This is a genomic window from Fuerstiella sp. (assembly GCA_022447225.1).
In the GTDB taxonomy this organism is placed as follows: Bacteria; Planctomycetota; Planctomycetia; order Planctomycetales; family Planctomycetaceae; genus S139-18.
In genome coordinates, this window is sequence record JAKVAZ010000004.1 from 128,042 (window position 1) to 143,875 (window position 15,834).

The 15,834-nt window shown below is 53.3% G+C and carries 11 protein-coding genes; 3 read left to right on the forward strand and 8 right to left on the reverse strand.

The features are described 5' to 3' along the window. Nucleotides 1-64: 64 nt before the first annotated feature. From MK110_04290 to MK110_04320, 7 genes are all read right to left on the reverse strand, one after another. The gene (locus MK110_04290) at nt 65-1,588 is read right to left on the reverse strand and encodes a protein kinase (protein MCH2210496.1); all 1,524 of its coding nucleotides are present in this window, start codon (nt 1,586-1,588) and stop codon (nt 65-67) included. 207 nt (nt 1,589-1,795) lie between these two features. After that, on the reverse strand, nt 1,796-2,236 hold the full coding sequence (locus MK110_04295) for a biopolymer transporter ExbD (GenBank protein ID MCH2210497.1): 441 nt from the start codon (nt 2,234-2,236) through the stop codon (nt 1,796-1,798). A 56-nt stretch (nt 2,237-2,292) separates the two neighbouring features. Next, nucleotides 2,293-3,006, reverse strand: a complete 714-nt coding sequence (locus MK110_04300; GenBank protein ID MCH2210498.1) for a MotA/TolQ/ExbB proton channel family protein — start codon at nt 3,004-3,006, stop codon at nt 2,293-2,295. A 63-nt stretch (nt 3,007-3,069) separates the two neighbouring features. Then, nucleotides 3,070-3,969 carry a hypothetical protein gene (locus MK110_04305; protein ID MCH2210499.1) on the reverse strand — a complete coding sequence of 300 codons (900 nt, stop codon included), beginning with the start codon at nt 3,967-3,969 and terminating at the stop codon, nt 3,070-3,072. Between the two features lie 751 nt (nt 3,970-4,720). Continuing rightward, nucleotides 4,721-6,142: a DUF1501 domain-containing protein gene (locus MK110_04310; protein MCH2210500.1), complete on the reverse strand. Its 1,422-nt coding sequence runs from the start codon at nt 6,140-6,142 to the stop codon at nt 4,721-4,723. Between the two features lie 8 nt (nt 6,143-6,150). Further along, nucleotides 6,151-9,471 (reverse strand): DUF1549 domain-containing protein, encoded by a 3,321-nt coding sequence (locus MK110_04315; GenBank protein MCH2210501.1) that lies wholly within the window; start codon nt 9,469-9,471, stop codon nt 6,151-6,153. Between the two features lie 345 nt (nt 9,472-9,816). Continuing rightward, nucleotides 9,817-10,659, reverse strand: coding sequence for an NAD(P)H-hydrate dehydratase (locus MK110_04320; GenBank protein MCH2210502.1), 843 nt, complete (start codon nt 10,657-10,659; stop codon nt 9,817-9,819). A 249-nt stretch (nt 10,660-10,908) separates the two neighbouring features. Between MK110_04320 and MK110_04325 the strand changes: the two genes are divergently transcribed. After that, nucleotides 10,909-12,123 (forward strand): aldose 1-epimerase family protein, encoded by a 1,215-nt coding sequence (locus MK110_04325; protein ID MCH2210503.1) that lies wholly within the window; start codon nt 10,909-10,911, stop codon nt 12,121-12,123. A gap of 252 nt (nt 12,124-12,375) precedes the next feature. Beyond that, nucleotides 12,376-13,674, forward strand: coding sequence for an adenylosuccinate synthase (locus MK110_04330; protein MCH2210504.1), 1,299 nt, complete (start codon nt 12,376-12,378; stop codon nt 13,672-13,674). Between the two features lie 224 nt (nt 13,675-13,898). On the opposite strand, the gene MK110_04335 is transcribed toward MK110_04330, so the two are convergent. After that, on the reverse strand, nt 13,899-14,603 hold the full coding sequence (locus tag MK110_04335; protein ID MCH2210505.1) for a LuxR C-terminal-related transcriptional regulator: 705 nt from the start codon (nt 14,601-14,603) through the stop codon (nt 13,899-13,901). A 417-nt stretch (nt 14,604-15,020) separates the two neighbouring features. Here MK110_04335 and MK110_04340 point away from each other — a divergent pair, with 417 nt between their 5' ends. Continuing rightward, entirely contained in the window at nt 15,021-15,743 is a 723-nt protein-coding gene (locus MK110_04340) for a hypothetical protein (protein ID MCH2210506.1), read from the forward strand. The last annotated feature ends 91 nt before the right edge of the window (nt 15,744-15,834 follow it).

A 15,834-nucleotide genomic window follows, 5' to 3' on the forward strand; every position in this document is an offset into this window, starting at 1 on the left:
AATTATGCAATTGTGTCACCCTGAAATTCAGAACACTCAACCGCAGCAAAAAAAGTGTCCGGCATTATTCCACCGTTCCGAAGACAGTACGAATCCGGCTGAAACCCGCCTGGGTTCCTGCATCGTTGACCCGAATTCGCATCTCGTGGCGAGAATCAGGATCAATTCGCAATTGCAAATCCAGATCTGCATCCTCCCTGTGTGCTGTCTCCAGCCTGCCCAGAATATCCTCGTACGTCTGAGCCTTTTCGTCACCGATATACACAACGTTGTCGTGTCCGATCTCAATCAGCAAGGAAGGATCGTCGGTATCATCAAGCGTCACTTCCACAGCTTCCTCAAGACGTGCCGGAGCAACATCGAACTTCTTTTGCAGATCAAATGCAGCAGTAATCATGAAAAAAATTAACAGCAAAAACGTCACATCGACCATTGGTGTCAGGTCTGTTTCTTCAAATTCAGGACGACGCCGGCCCAGACCAATCTCATCGTCGTCGAGCTCTTCCCACGAAGGAAGACTGACCCACTGACGATTACCAAGCACCATGTCAGGTGCGCGACGCCCGGATAACCTGCGATCCTTCGCCTTTTGCACATCGGTTGAGACAAATGAGCTACTAACCCTGGCGGGTGCGTTTTTTTTCTTTTCTGCAGGTACCGCACTCGACTCAGTAACGGCCTTACCCGTTATCTTCTCGATCTGAGACAACTCCGGCAGTCGCACCAGGTCCAGTGAACGCTTTTGCCTGACAGCGGTTTGCAGAATTTTGACGTCGTTCAGGATTGCCCCGGCTGTCTGATAACGCTGCGATCGTCTTTTCGCGATCATGCAGTGTACCATCCGACAGATAACGTCGGGCAGATCAGGATTTTCTTCGGAAAGAGGCGGAGCCATCGTCGTAATATGCTGAACCGCAATTCCGGTTGCCGTGTTACCCGTAAACGGAGTCCGATTACACAACATCTGGTAACAGGTGATCCCAAAGGAGTAAATATCTGACCGCTGGTCAAGATCTTCTCCACGGACCTGCTCAGGGCTCATGTACAGCGGCGTCCCAAGTGTCGTACCCTCCAGTGTCAGTCCGCCCGGTTCTGACTTTTCCTGAAGTTGAGCCAGGCCAAAATCCGCGACCTTCACAACGCCGTTTTTATCTACGAGGACATTGTCCGGCTTGATATCCCGATGAACAATGCCTGCATTCCCCGCAGCAGCAAGGGCCGCTGCCATTTGCCTGATGACATGCAGTGCAACATGCAGTTCAGGTATGCCGTGGATCTTTAGAATCGAAGCAAGGTCCTTACCCCGAACATATTCCTGGGCAATAAAGTGATAATCCCCCTCATGCCCAATCGTATAAACCTGCACAATATTCGCGTGACTGAGCGCAGCAGCGGTCATTGCTTCCTGGCGAAACCGTGAAACAACGCGTTCGCCTGATGAGTTCATCAGGGCCGGCTTGAGAACCTTCACCGCCACAGACCGTTCCAGCGTCGTTTGCTCCGCCAGATAAACGTCAGCCATCCCGCCACTGCCGATATGCTTCACCAGTCGGTATTCACCAAATGTTTTTCCGACCAGATCTTTCATTGGAACATCAGACTTTCAGTCAGCATTGCAAACAGCCGAAAATGAGAGACACACCGTTTCACGCAGAAAAAAAACTACCCGGAACGTTCCGATGCAGCCTGATTTTTCTGCCCGAGCTCTTTCAAATTTTCAGACTTCCGCACAACATTCGGACGAAACCACGGCTATCCGGCACGGTCCTTACAAAAAACTTTGGTAACTGATTTGTTACAGATCACGCACCGCGTGATCGTAATCCACCTCGCCTTCTATCGAGTTAATAACGGATTCCACTTCGCCGACAAACCCATTGCGTGCATCACGTCCGGCATAAATCATAATGTCCAGTTTGCCACCAACAGCCAGGTCTTCCAGTTCATCTGCCAGCTCGTCCAGACTCACTCGTCTCCCGTCGAACAACAGCCGGCTGTCATCTGAGATTACATCCGGAGACAAAATCTCAACGTTCAGGTACCCGTTGGCGTTGGCATTCTGTCCGGTCACAGCAGGTGGAATATCCTTGTCCGGAGTCGCCTGCATCGTGGATGTCACCATAAAAAAAATCAGCAGCAAAAAGGTGACGTCAATCATCGGAGTGATGTCGAGGTCACTGTCTGCTGTCCGCTTTTTTCTTCCGCCAATCCTGAATTCCGGAGACCGTCGCGGCATCCTTAATCTCCAATCCTCCACCTGAAACTGTCAATGTTCAATACGGACGACACAAGTCACGACCGGGATTTCGGTCCGGAACTCAGACCGGCGCGAACCTGTGATGCTTCCAGATCGTCAACCACGATCCCCATGATTTCATCGACCGAATCCTGCAGTCTGGCAATCCTGACATTGGCAAGATTCGTCATCACCACAATCGGAATGGCAATGGCAAGACCACAGGCCGTCGTTAACAGTGCAAAGCTGATGTCGTCTGCCAGATCCGACGGCTCGGGTTTTGCCGAACCCGCGATCTCACGAAAGGCCCCGATCATACCAACGACTGTGCCCAGCAGACCCAGCATCGGGGCAGACTTAACAATCGTATTGAGCCAAGCGAGTCTTCGGTCAAACTCTGACACAATTTCTCGCTCATAGAACTCGCTCAGCAGCTGTCGAATCTTTCTTACCGGTTTATTTCGATTTTCAATCGCCACCATGACCAGCTGGGGAACCGCACGCGACCAAAGTTCAGGAGAGTCGCAGATTTCCGTAGCCGCGTCAAAATGATTTGACTCCAGGTGACCGCCAATATCTTCCAGAAACTGTTCAGCGGACTCACGTCCGGGAAAAGATTTCTGAGCCACTCGGCGCATCAGCACGATAATACAATAGACACCGTAAATAAAGGAAATCGCCAGCGCGCCGTAAATTGCGTAGCCCAGCCAGAGAAGAATGGGCGAAATATCAATCTGAGCCAGCAGTGCCGGCTGGACCTGAAATTGCATGTGAATGTATGTCCTGAGCAATCGTTGACAGCGTCCTGCATCGCGATTTTGTCAAGTCTGGTTTTATCGATACTTCTGGTCTGTGACAATGAACTGGTATGCGCCTGATTCTCCGACCACCCGAAATCGGGTGCGTCGAATTTTTTCTGCCGGCTGACCGGCGTGGTTCATTTCAAGCTGAAGCAACATCGCTTCGGTCTCAGAAGGATAAAAATGTAAAATCTGCCCGCTGGCAGCATCGGTAACACCAGCCTCTTCTAACAACTCTAAATCAGCCTGCACACGGTCGCCACCCTGCCAGCTCATGAACAAACGCTGTTCTCCTGAGGTAATACGCGTCTCTCGTTTGTCTTTGGTGCTACTGAAATTGCTGACGTAGATGATCCGAAGGTCCGGAATTACCACACCCAGCTCTATGCCGAAGAAATCCAACTGCTGTGCATACTCACTGAGACTGCCGCTTTCAGAGAATTCAACATTCCATCGGTTTTCCTGGGGAATCGCGGTTGCTGTTCCTGCCCCTCCCAGTGGACTTCCGGTGCTGCCCACGGCACTGCCAAGGCTTCCGCCCGAACTCTCATCACTGAAGTTATTGGGAAGTTCCAGCTGAGTCGCCGCACCGGCGGTGCTAATCATTCGCTCCACCACTTCTTCCAGCCTTGATTCCTGCTGGTCATTCGACAGGGAGGGATCGTCAGACAGGTCTTCCGGAATCTCAACTTCCAGGGAGTCAGTGTCGACGCCGTCATCCGTATCGCTGATCGCCGGCATCATTTCGGTCTGCATCGTCGGCTGGCTGGGCAACAAATTGCTGAGCCAGATGGAAATCAGCACAATCACACTGCCAATAAGTACCAGAGCAGCAGCAATCACCACCGAACTGGTGTGATCATACCTCGTCTCCCGCATCACTGGGATGCGACCGGAAACAAGACGTTCCTTACGATCAGGTATGTTTGACATTTGTCAATCCACTCGACCCGAACGCAGAAGGAATTCACCACCAGGGAGTACAGGCGACACTCCGGCAGCTGGCGCAGCAGACTCAATTGGAACCCGATTCTTGAAAATCGCAGTTTAAAATACTAGCCGCATGCGCCGCTTGTTTCAACAAATCGACAAACGCACCTCTACGCCTGTGAGGCGACGAATTCACACATCAATCACATGCAGGCAGCACTCAGACCACCGGCAACCTCTGGCAACAACCATTTGCCTGCGTACATAGTTCGACGCTCCATGGTCGCTCCCCAAAACGCCTCGAAACAATTCAATCAGATTCGATTTCTACCGGGTCAGCCAACCGGTACCAAGACTGGAGATTTGGATACGTCACCTGCTGCCGGTTCAAAGCTGCACCACTGATCTGTACCCAGTCAACCGTTCCATAAAAAGGAATCAGGGAACGATCACGACGGGTCTTCTGTCACTTCAATTCGTACACACTGCACACCACTGTAGACAGCCACATGATTTCGTGCGGGCAGGACTACCGAAGTCAACAAACTCTGACAAAGTCCGCCGGAAACTTGATTAACTCAACAGTAGCCGGCAGAAGGCCGCGTTCCTACAGAAGCAGGGCATCACAGATCACCATGAAGTGACGTGAACGTATCGCATTACCCATACACGTCCGCTGACAAACCGGTAATGACAATCAGCAACGCACAAGGCTGTTCAAAAATCCCACAGCCCTTGTGTGCATTGCAGACGCTCAGGCCAGCACGTCGTGGACGACTTCACCATGCACATCGGTCAACCTGAAGTCCCGACCTGCATAGCGGTACGTAAGTCGTTCATGGTCCAGTCCCAGCTGGTGCAGAATTGTGGCGTGCAGATCGTGAAAATGGACTTTATTCCTGACTGCGTAATAACCATATTCATCGGTCTCACCGTATTGAATGCCGGGTTTCATGCCGCCGCCACAAAACCACATCGTATTGGCATGAGGATTATGATCACGACCATTCCTCATACCACCCTCCGATACCGGAGTACGACCAAACTCACCGCCCCACCAGACCAGTGTATCTTCCAGTAAGCCGCGTTCACGCAGATCTGTCAACAGAGCAGAGATTGGCTGATCGACTTCCAGTGCATTTTCTGTATGTCCCTCTTTGAGGCCCCTGTGCTGATCCCATTTGTAACTGTGTGACAGCTGAACAAATCTCACACCACGTTCGGCAAAACGACGAGCCATCAGACACTGCAGACCAAAGTCCCTGGTCGGTTCCTCATTGACTCCGTACATCGCAAGAGTGCGTTCCGTCTCATCTGAAATGTCCTGAACCATTGGCGCTTCGCGCTGCAGTCGAAAGGCCAGTTCAAATGACTGAATCCGACTCTCCAGATCTGAATCCGGACCAATAGACTGCAACTGCATCCGGTTCATCCGCTGCAGCAGATTCAGTTCCATTCGCTGACGGTCAGTTGAGGTACTCCCCTGAATGAAGGGAATTTTCGCATTCTGTGATTCCATGTTGGCGTGACCAACAGGAGTGCCCGCATAAGTTGCCGGCAGGAACGCGGACGTCCAGTTGTTGGCTCCGCCATGCGTCAGTGAAGGGCAGATCGTGACGTATCCAGGCAGATCCTGATTCTCTGTCCCCAAACCATAACTGAGCCAACTGCCCAGACTGGGGCGGACGAACGTATCACTGCCCGTATGCAGTTCCAGCAAAGCAGCACCGTGTCTGGAATTCGATCCGTGAATCGAGCGAATCAGTGTCAGCTCGTCCACATGTTTTGCCACGTGGGGAAAGAGTTCGCTGACATAGGCCCCACTGTCGCCGTACTGCTGAAATCGAAAGGGTGATTTCAGCAGGTTGTACGTCCTTGCAGAAACAACACGAGGTTTGGCGAACGGAATCGGTTTATTGTCATCTTTAATCAACCGGGGCTTGAAATCGAACGTGTCGACCTGCGACGGACCACCGTGCATGAAAAGAAAGATGACTCGTTTCGCCTTCGGTACAAAATGAGGCACCTGAACGCTTAAATCATTTCGAGTGGCGGCACGGGATTCGTCCGAAAGCAGACTGGCGAGGGCGACCGATCCAAAACCAGCACTGGCCTGTCGCAGCAAATCACGGCGGGTCACAGCAGTGTGATTGTTCCAGTGGGACAAATTGTTCATTGCCGCGTCTATTCCACGTATGCAAATTCATTGGAAGACAATAATACTCGACAATAACTCTGCCAGGCCTTCAAATTTGCTTCTTTTTCAGCATCCCCCAGCGAAAGACACACCTCATTAATAAACGCAAGGGCCAGCGAAATTTCTTCGTCACCGGGCGGACGATTGAATACCTGCCCAACCGCCACAAAAACTTTCTGTCGATCGTCCGTGATGTCAATCAAACGTCGGGCCATTGCCAGTGTCTGTTCTTCTGACAAAACGCTGTTCATCAGCATCAGCGCCTGGGGAGCCACAGTCGAAGTCTGTCTTTTTCCTGCCGGTACGGCAGGATCAGGAAAATCAAATGCCTGCAGAACATCATAAACAGCACTGCGAACCACGGGTACGTACACTGAGCGACGGTGATTATCAAATTCGCTGGTGATACCATCTCCTCGCGTGCCGGTCACGTATTTGCGATTCTGCACCTTCAGCAGCGACCCGCCCGTCTTCAGATCAAGTCCGGTTCCAAGCGTTATCATCGAATCCCGAAGTTCTTCACCCGTCAACCGACGCCGTCGAAATCGCCACAACATATTGTTGTCGGGGTCCGCTGCACCTGACACCGGATCAAACTGCGTACTCATTCGATACGTACTGCTGAGCATCATCATGCGGTGCAGCTGCTTCAGCGAACCGCCACCATCAACGAATCGTCTCGTCAACCAGTCCAACAGTTTTGGATGTGTCGGCGGTTGACCAAGCAGGCCAAAATTATCAACTGACGGCGTCAGTCCACGACCAAATCGCCAGTGCCAGACACGGTTAACAATGACTCGGCCAACCAGAGGATGATCAGGCTGGGTCATCCAGCGTGCCAGTTGCAGCCGGCCACTTTGCTGCGGGTCAATCTCGGGTGCCCCCAGTCCTCCGATGATCCGCAGAAACCGCCGAGGTGCAACATCACCCAGCACAATATGACTGCCTCGCAGATGAATTCGCAGGTCTTCCGGCGTGTCTTCCGTGACCCCCATTGCAACATCAACGTCGGGCTGAGCAGCGGCATGATGTGTGCGTTGGTCGTAGAGTTCTTTGAGTTGCTGCCTCGCTTCACCGACGAGAACGGAAAGACTCAATTGAGTGGGGCCTGCCAGCGGTGACGGATCAGCAAACCACGCCTCCGGCAAAGTTTCCCGGGAACCGGTCAAAAGATTTTGATACACCGCAGCGACGTCTCGTAACGACATTGGCTTCGAGGCAATCAGTGCCTGACGAACGGGTTCAGCTCGATCATCGCCCTGCTCCACCAGCAATTCGGCCGCCTGTTCGGCAAAGCCCGACGAGGCCAGCTGAGACAGCTTGAGCCAGGTACCAAAGGATGGAAACTGAGTCTGATTTCCGTTGCGAACCTGGTCCAGAAAGTCGCGCCAGAGTTCCACCAGATGCAGATTGACACCGTAGTCCGCAGCGATCTGTGACAAACAGGGTGATCCTGCGCTGGCTGGTCGACCGTCTGGCCCGCACCGCACCAGTAACAAACGATCGATATGCGGGTAAGGACCGTCAGAGTAAAACCGAATCGTGTTCTTTCCCTGCTTCAGCTCCAGCTGACCACCGGGAAACCAGCGTTGTCCATCGGGGTACCAGCTTCCGGTAACCTGCCCGGCCACTGCGTCATCGACCGGACTTCCATTAACTGACAATTTCAAAGGACGGTTTTCTGCTGCCGCGAAGCGTAATTCCAGCTGGTACAGACCCGGTTGACTCACCTTCAGATCAAATTCGGCGAATCCGGCTTTGTCACTCAGAATCACACCGATTCCTTCACCGTACCCGGATGTCTGACTTTTGAGATCACCACGATGAAAAGCTTCCCCTTCCAGGACCGTCACATCCTGCCTGACCTCGAAAGGCTGATCCTGCTTCATCAAAGCCGGTCGGCGTGGAATCTTCTGCTGATGAGCAAGCTGCAGATTACCGGCCGCCAGCAGATAGTCCCCAAACTGACGTCGAATCTGCTGAGCGATTTCCGCTCGTTGTACCACTGTGAACCGATCAATCTTTGTCTGCACTTCCGCACGCTTCCGATCGATTTCCGCCCTCTCCTCCCGGACTCGCTGAGACTCCAGTTGCCGTTCGTACCAGACAGCGACAACCTCATGGTTCTCCATCGTCTTGCTGCTCTTGAAGATTCCAGCCAGTGAGTAGTAATCTTCTGTGGGCAGTGGATCGAATTTATGATCGTGACATCGAGCACAACCCAACGTCAGCCCCATAAACGTTTGCCCAAGGGTGCTGACCTGTTCATCAATGATATCCATCTGCATCTTCATGGGGTCATCTTCGGCAAGCATCTTCGGACCGATGGCCAGGAACCCGTTGGCAATCAGGCGATTCATATTTTCCTGATCGTCCTGAAGTTGCGGTAACAGGTCACCCGCAATCTGCTCCTGAACAAATCGCGGATACCGCTTATCAGAGTTGAACGCTGAAATCACATAGTCGCGATATCGAAAAGCATTGGCATAAGACAGATTTTCATCCAGGCCGTTGGTGTCAGCGTAACGGGCGATATCCAGCCAGTGACGCCCCCAGTGTTCACCGTACCGCGGTGAACCCAGCAGTCGATCAATCACCTTCGCAAAAGCGTCCTCTGAATGATCGACCAGAAAGGCTTCTGTTTCTGCCGGAGTCGGCGGAAGACCAGTGAGGTCGTAAGTAGCGCGACGAATCAGTGTGCGTTTGTCCGCCGGAGCGGCTGGCAACAGCCCTGCGTCCAAAAGCCGTTTAAAAATAAAGTGATCGACAGGTGATACGGGCCAGTCGGAACCGACTGCCGGCGGTTGAGGATCCGCTACCGGCTGAAACGCCCAGTGGCTGAGTTGTTTTTCGGTAAACTGCATACCTCCTGTGGAGGAACTGTCCGACTCAGGCGTGGTCGTGGCCACTTTTGTATTCGGCCACGGCGCTCCCATTTCAACCCAGCGGGTGAAGTTGACCACGTCCTGCGTGGACAGTTTTTGCTTTGGAGGCATCTTGAGAAATTCGTCATGCCGGATCGCACTGATCAGCAGACTTTCCGCCGGCTGACCGGGACGGATTGCCGGTCCAAATTCTCCCCCCTGCAATATTCCGGCTCGACTGGAAACGTCAAAACGGCTTTCTGCATCGTCTCCACTGTGACAGTCAAAACAGTGCTCAACCAATACCGGCCGGATATTGGTTTCAAAGAATGCAAACTGCTCCGCTGTTACGGCAGGATCCCTGCTTACAACTGGGTCCTCACTAGCCACAGATGTGACACCGCCGTGCAGCATCAGGAGCAGCATCACGCCAGGTCGCAGCATTTTCACTCTGTCCCGTATCAACCGGCAACACCAGACAACATACGTCGTATTATTCATCATGTGAGACAAACGAGGTCTGACTCATTGCCGTAAATGCCATTTCGACCACACATCAACCTGCTCCGCCAATGCCCATGGCTTGATCTGTCAGGACACCCGTTGGTATCCGGGAACAGGGGACCGTGAAGAATCCGGACACAACAACAGTTTCCCGGGGAAGTGCACACATTACAAGGTTCAAACGACTCACGGTCCTGCCGGCCGTGAGGATTCCGGACAGCATTATCACCGTTAAGCAATGAACTTCCGGCTGATATGTGATAGACCGAACCGGACCGGTTCGGTCTATTCGTCGATTCGAGCCCATGCACGCGGGAGCCATTTGATCAGATCGGAAGCGATCAAACTGCGTGGTGACAATTCGGCTGCATACAAGTCTCCAGCCAAACCATGCGCATATACTCCCGCGACAGCCGCATCATAGGCAGGCAGACCCTGCCCGCAGAGAGCGGCAATGATGCCGGTCAATACGTCACCCGAACCACCGGTCGCCATCCCGGAATTACCGGTGGAATTCACATACGTATGAGTTCCATCGGAAACAACAGTTCCTTTTCCTTTGAGAACGACAACGGCACCAGTCTGTGCTGCAAAATCCTTGGCCAGCGTCTGACGACCGGAACCGATAACTTCCGTGGAATACCCGGTGAGTCGCAAAAATTCACCTGGGTGAGGAGTCACAATCGTGGGTGCATCTCGTGAGAGCGAAAGTTGTTTTGCAGCCACACAATTCAAAGCATCGGCATCCAGAATCAGCGGAATGCTCACCTGACCAATCAAAGCCCGAACGAGTTCTTCTGACGCAGGTTCCTGTCCCAGGCCCGGTCCCGCAGCAATAACGTCCTGGCCGTCAATCAAACCCGGCACGTCACCTGCGACGTCCGCTGACAACTGACCGTCACCGTCACAGGACAAAGCGACGGTCATATACGATGGCTCGAAGGCGGCCACAATCGACTGAATTGACTGCGGCACGGCAACGGTAACCAGTCCGGCCCCCGAACGCAGTGCCGCTGCACCGGCCAGACATGCTGCCCCGCTCATTCCGGGAGAACCACCAACAACCGTGACTCGACCGAAAGTTCCCTTGTGGCCGTCGGACGGCCGTTGTGGAAGCTGGATCTTCATAGTCCTACAAAATCAATACAGCTCGGAAAAATATTTCGCCGGACCACGGCCCAACACAACAAATCACAGTATTCGGTTACACATCAGAAAAATTCCGGCACAGTACATCCAAGTTCAGTCAGATCACAAACACCCCGCAACCATCATCCTCGAACACTTCCGGTGAATATGACTCGAACCCGTGTTCTCGGATCGCTACGATCGTCCCCAGCATTTACTTCGTCCTGTGCCCTGCCGGAGTTGTTATTTATGTCTCTGAATCGCTGTGTTTTACTGTTTGTGGTTTGTGTTACCTGTCGCGAAACGACTCTGGCACAGGAACCGTTTCGTCACGTACTGACCAGCACCAATTCGGGCACCACGGAAACATCTTGGGAAATCAATCGTCAAACGGTGACTCCTGATTGTGAACATGACTGGAGTATTCGCAAGAGAACGCTGCGAGGAGGACGACAGGAAGGCGTGGAAATCGTCACCGTCGATAACGGCGCGATGCAAATCAAAATCTGTCCGACTCGCGGCATGGGCATTATGAGTGTCACCATGGACGATGTCGAATTGCGATGGGACAGCCCCGTCAAGGAAATCGTACACCCACAATTCGTGAATCTGGAAAGCCGTGGAGGTCTGGGCTGGCTTTTCGGTTTCAATGAATTCATGTGCCGTTGCGGTCTCGAAAGTAATGGAGGTCCGACGACCGATCGCTTCATCAATAATGTGGGCGATGAAGCCACCATGGATCTGACGTTGCACGGGCGAATTGCCAACATCCCGGCGCGCGATGTTGTCGTCCGTGTTGACCGCCAGTCACCGTTCGCCATTCACATTGAAGGACAGGTCGACGAAACTCTGCTGTTTGGACCAAAACTGGAATTGCATTCGGAATTGGTCGTGGTTCCCGGAGCAGCCAGTTTTCAGCTGGTGGACGTGGTTCACAATGCAGGCGCTCAGGATCAGGAATTCGAGATTCTGTATCACGCGAACTACGGGTCTCCGCTTCTGGAACGGGGGGCGAAAGTTGTGGTTGCCAGTGAATCGGTCGAACCGATCAACGATCGGGCCGCAGAAGGATTGACAGACTGGAACAGCTATGCGGAACCGGTCGCAGGGTTCATCGAACAGGTGTATCTGATCACGCCCAAATCCGATGCGGATGGACGGACCACAGCCGTGTTGCACAACAGTGCCGCAGACCGTGCTGCCTCGATCACCTGGTCCGTGTCTGAACTGCCTTATCTGACAGTCTGGAAGAACACCGGAGCCATCGCCGACGGCTATGTGACGGGCATTGAACCGGGAACCAATTTTCCTCATCCCAAGCCGGTGGAACGTGAGGCCGGTCGGGTCCCGGTACTGCCACCGGGGGGCAGCCATCGGATGACTCTGGAATTCGGCATTCATCCGAATCGGGAGTCTGTCAGCAGAGTCATTGATCGAGTGGGCCGAATTCAGCGACGAAACTGACAGCCAGAGCCTTCAATCTCTGTCTATTTTCAAAAAGCCTGGGTTCTCCAAAGCAAAAACGAAGCACGTGCTTCGGATTCGCAGTCTCTCCTGTACAATACTAGACTTGTTCCCCCGGGCGTCCGTGACACGTGACGTCCGGTTTTCTTTTGGGCTGGCGAAGTCAGAGGATTTTCTGCGACGACGCCTGTCACCGATCGACCTGGAATTGTGTCGTGAATGCAGTTCCGTGATTAATTGTGAGTCATCATTGTGCCGGCAACTTCTGTAATTGGACTGCAGTGGGGCGACGAAGCCAAGGGCAAGGTCGTCGATCTTCTGACTGAGAAACACGATATTGTCATCCGTTACCAGGGTGGTAATAACGCAGGCCATACGGTGAAATTCGGTGGCAACACCTATAAGCTCAGTCTGCTCCCGACCGGAATGCTCCAGAGTCACGTCCAGTCGGTGATCGGCCCCGGAGTTGTTATCAATCCGCAGGCCATCCTCAACGAACTTGACAGTCTCGTCGCAGGCGGCATTGACTGCTCCAAACGGCTGATGATCAGCGATCGGGCGCATGTCATCTGCCCGTGGCATCATCTGGAAGAAGCCGCCTTCGAAAAACAGCGAGGCTCCAAAGCCATTGGTACAACCATGCGCGGTATCGGAACCTGTTACCGTGAAAAGGTCGGACGCTTCCACGCAATTCGTATGGGAGACCTGATCAACAAAGATCGGTTTGCTGATAAAGTCCGGGAAATCGTACCGTTCAAACAAATCGTTCTGAATGCCCTGGATCCCGACGGCGAGCCACTGAATGCCGACCGTATTATCGAAGACTATTCAGCGTGTGCCGATCGACTCCGACCAATGGTTGCTGACACAACCGCATGGTTACTGAACGCTCTTGAAAACAACCAGCGTCTGCTGTTCGAAGGTGCCCAGGGCAGTCTGCTGGACATTGACCACGGAACCTTTCCCTATGTCACATCGTCCAACAGTTCGGGTTGTGGCATCCACAGCGGCAGTGGCGTCCCCGAACGAGCGATTGGCACAATGATCGGTGTTGCCAAGGCTTATACAACACGCGTGGGTGGAGGACCGTTTCCTACGGAACTGGATAACGATCTGGGACAACAGATTCGAGTTGCGGGAAATGAATTCGGAACGGTCACCGGTCGGCCGCGTCGGTGTGGCTGGTTCGACGCCGTAGCCACACGATACAGTGCCCGCATCAGCGGTGTTGATTCCATCGCCGTCGCTCTGCTGGACGTGCTCAGTGGACTTGGTGAACTAAACGTCTGTGAAGCTTACGACGTCGGCGGAGAAATCACGCGAGACCTGCCATCCTGCCCGGATGCGCTTCGTCTGGCAAAACCGGTTCTGCGTGCGGTGCCAGGCTGGACAGAAGACATCACCGGTATCCGAAATTTCGCCGACCTGCCGCAAAATGCAAAGCAGTACATTCAGACTATCAGTGAACTCGTGGAACGACCCGTTCAACTGGTGTCGGTTGGCCCGGACCGAGACCAAACCATTGTCATGACCCCACTACCCGGTTTTTAGGAACCGTTGATTCAGAGGGTCTGTCCGGCAGCAGAAGGGCCAACTTACCAACGGCCGACTGACGAGGAACGGTGGACAGGAGTGAAACCTCTCGCAGATCCATTTTCATCTGCCGACGATGCAGGTGGTTGCATCGGTTCAGTGTAGTCCGTGCAGTGGTTAATACTAATGTATACCGAGGACGTGCTGATTGGATGAAGTCACATAAACAAACCACTATTGCACTATTGCACTGATTGCAATCCGGAAACGAACCTCGGCTGTGCCGGTCGGCGCGATGCCCGATCGATAAATGTCCGTTTACCTGCCTGTTTGACCACGTCTGCAAGTACTGCGATCCCAACCATTTCCGGAGTACTCTGAACACCCAGTTTGCGTACCGCATTCGCCCGATGCTTTTCTATAGTCTTCACACTGATTTCCAGTTCACGGGCGATGCTCTTGTTCGGCAGACCGGCCGAAACTCGCATCACAACTTCGGTTTCTCGTGGTGAGAGACGCTGCATTCTGGTACGAGCTTCGTCACGCCGCTTCATCCATGAGGAATAGGCTTCATCTCCACTGTCAACACGACGGCGGACAGAACTTTGCGTTTCGAATCCTGCCGATGCGGTTTTAGCCCCTGCGCTGCTGACTTCCGCAAGATTGACGGTCACGCCGTAGACAGTCCCGGATGCCTGACGCAGAAAATTTCCCAGAAGCACAAAAGTTCTCTGATGAACCGGGATCACGCTGCAAATTGCTGTCCGACTGCTGATGGAATCAGCCACGGTTCGGCACGCAGTCGCATACACAAACTGCCATGCCCGCGGGGAAGACGGAGACTGTTGTTCGGCCGTGAGACGGGCCGCCAGAGCGGAATTGCGAAAAACAGGCTGCCCTTCATCGTCAAACACCGCTACAGGATGCTGGTGGGCGTCTACGATCATCCGTGTCTCAGCAATATACTCCGAAATGGTCCGCGGGGACTGAGACACCGGATGTCCGACTGAGTGTGCTCGCGTTCCAGAGATTCCGTCAAGTCGATAAGAAACCACAGCACCGTTCCTTCTGAATTCAGGACACGCCTGCGAACAGGTCGCCAGGATGGCAGCTGATTCGTAAGTGTCAACACGGGGTAAAACTGGTAACACGGATGCGAGGGAGAGGGAGAAGAGTCCTGGCAGGCAAAAGTCGTCCTGGTAAAATTCCCTGGAGGAAAACAACCGGTCTCATAATCCCTACCTCTCCTGACATGTTTGTCGGAAATTCATCTGAAAAATGTGCAGCTGCCGGACCGGAAACAGTGTTAATCGGAACAATCCTGATAAACCTCCGGTGGGTTTTCCTTACCGTCGAATGATTTCATGCGCAGTCCAGGGGATTACCTTTACGGACGCGTATCGCCGCAGATGTTCGCTGACAGCCGAACCTACCAGCTCCCGGACGAAATGCAGCCCATGACAGAATTGCTCAACGCCATCAAGGAATTGCTGTCCGAACACTGGATCAAGGTACTCACAGCCGCCGGATTCACGCTGGCCGGCTGGATTGTGGCCCACTGGCGAGCGAGTCGGGCATGGAAGCGACGTGAATTCTTCGAACGCATCAACTTTTCGCTCAATTCCATCACGGACGATACACTGAGAATACGTACCCTGTCGGAAAAATCCTGCTCAGACATATTTCTGAACACGTACGCTGTCCGACGTCTGGGTCAGCTCATTGCAAAAACGAACTCCCGTGATCCAGTCGTACCAATCCCTCGGAAAGACTGCTGGTTCTTTCTGAATTCCGTGCTCAACGAACTTTCAGAACAGTTCGCATCGGGCTTGCTGGCGCGAGAGGCCGGAAAACAGGTGCTGTCAACTCAGTACCTAATCTGTCTGACCAATGAGTGCGACGGAGATCTGAGAACCCGCAAGCTGCGGGCGATGGTAATCCGCCGCAAACTGCTGCTGTGCCTGCCGGAAGCAGCTCCAAAATTCGAACATCCTCAACACAGGATCCGCTGGCAAACCCTAAAACATCTGCAAAAGCGATACACCAGCGAACCCTGGCGATTCCTGGAAGTTGAACTGGTGGTCTGAACAGCACGGAATGCTCCCTGAAGAGACGATTGCTGACTGCTCACGCTCGAACGGCTGTACCGTGACCGCTATAGTTCCGCAGCGAGACAGA

Bases quoted from the DNA above. Each gene is read 5' to 3' on its own strand.
- MK110_04335 (MCH2210505.1), bottom strand. From the start codon at position 14,603: ATGATCGTAGACGCCCACCAGCATCCTGTAGCGGTGTTTGACGATGAA.
- MK110_04310 (MCH2210500.1), bottom strand. From the start codon at position 6,142: ATGAACAATTTGTCCCACTGGAACAATCACACTGCTGTGACCCGCCGT.
- MK110_04340 (MCH2210506.1), top strand. From the start codon at position 15,021: ATGCGCAGTCCAGGGGATTACCTTTACGGACGCGTATCGCCGCAGATG.
- MK110_04295 (MCH2210497.1), bottom strand. From the start codon at position 2,236: ATGCCGCGACGGTCTCCGGAATTCAGGATTGGCGGAAGAAAAAAGCGG.
- MK110_04315 (MCH2210501.1), bottom strand. From the start codon at position 9,471: ATGCTGCGACCTGGCGTGATGCTGCTCCTGATGCTGCACGGCGGTGTC.
- MK110_04320 (MCH2210502.1), bottom strand. From the start codon at position 10,659: ATGAAGATCCAGCTTCCACAACGGCCGTCCGACGGCCACAAGGGAACT.
- MK110_04300 (MCH2210498.1), bottom strand. From the start codon at position 3,006: ATGCAATTTCAGGTCCAGCCGGCACTGCTGGCTCAGATTGATATTTCG.
- MK110_04325 (MCH2210503.1), top strand. From the start codon at position 10,909: ATGTCTCTGAATCGCTGTGTTTTACTGTTTGTGGTTTGTGTTACCTGT.
- MK110_04305 (MCH2210499.1), bottom strand. From the start codon at position 3,969: ATGTCAAACATACCTGATCGTAAGGAACGTCTTGTTTCCGGTCGCATC.
- MK110_04290 (MCH2210496.1), bottom strand. From the start codon at position 1,588: ATGAAAGATCTGGTCGGAAAAACATTTGGTGAATACCGACTGGTGAAG.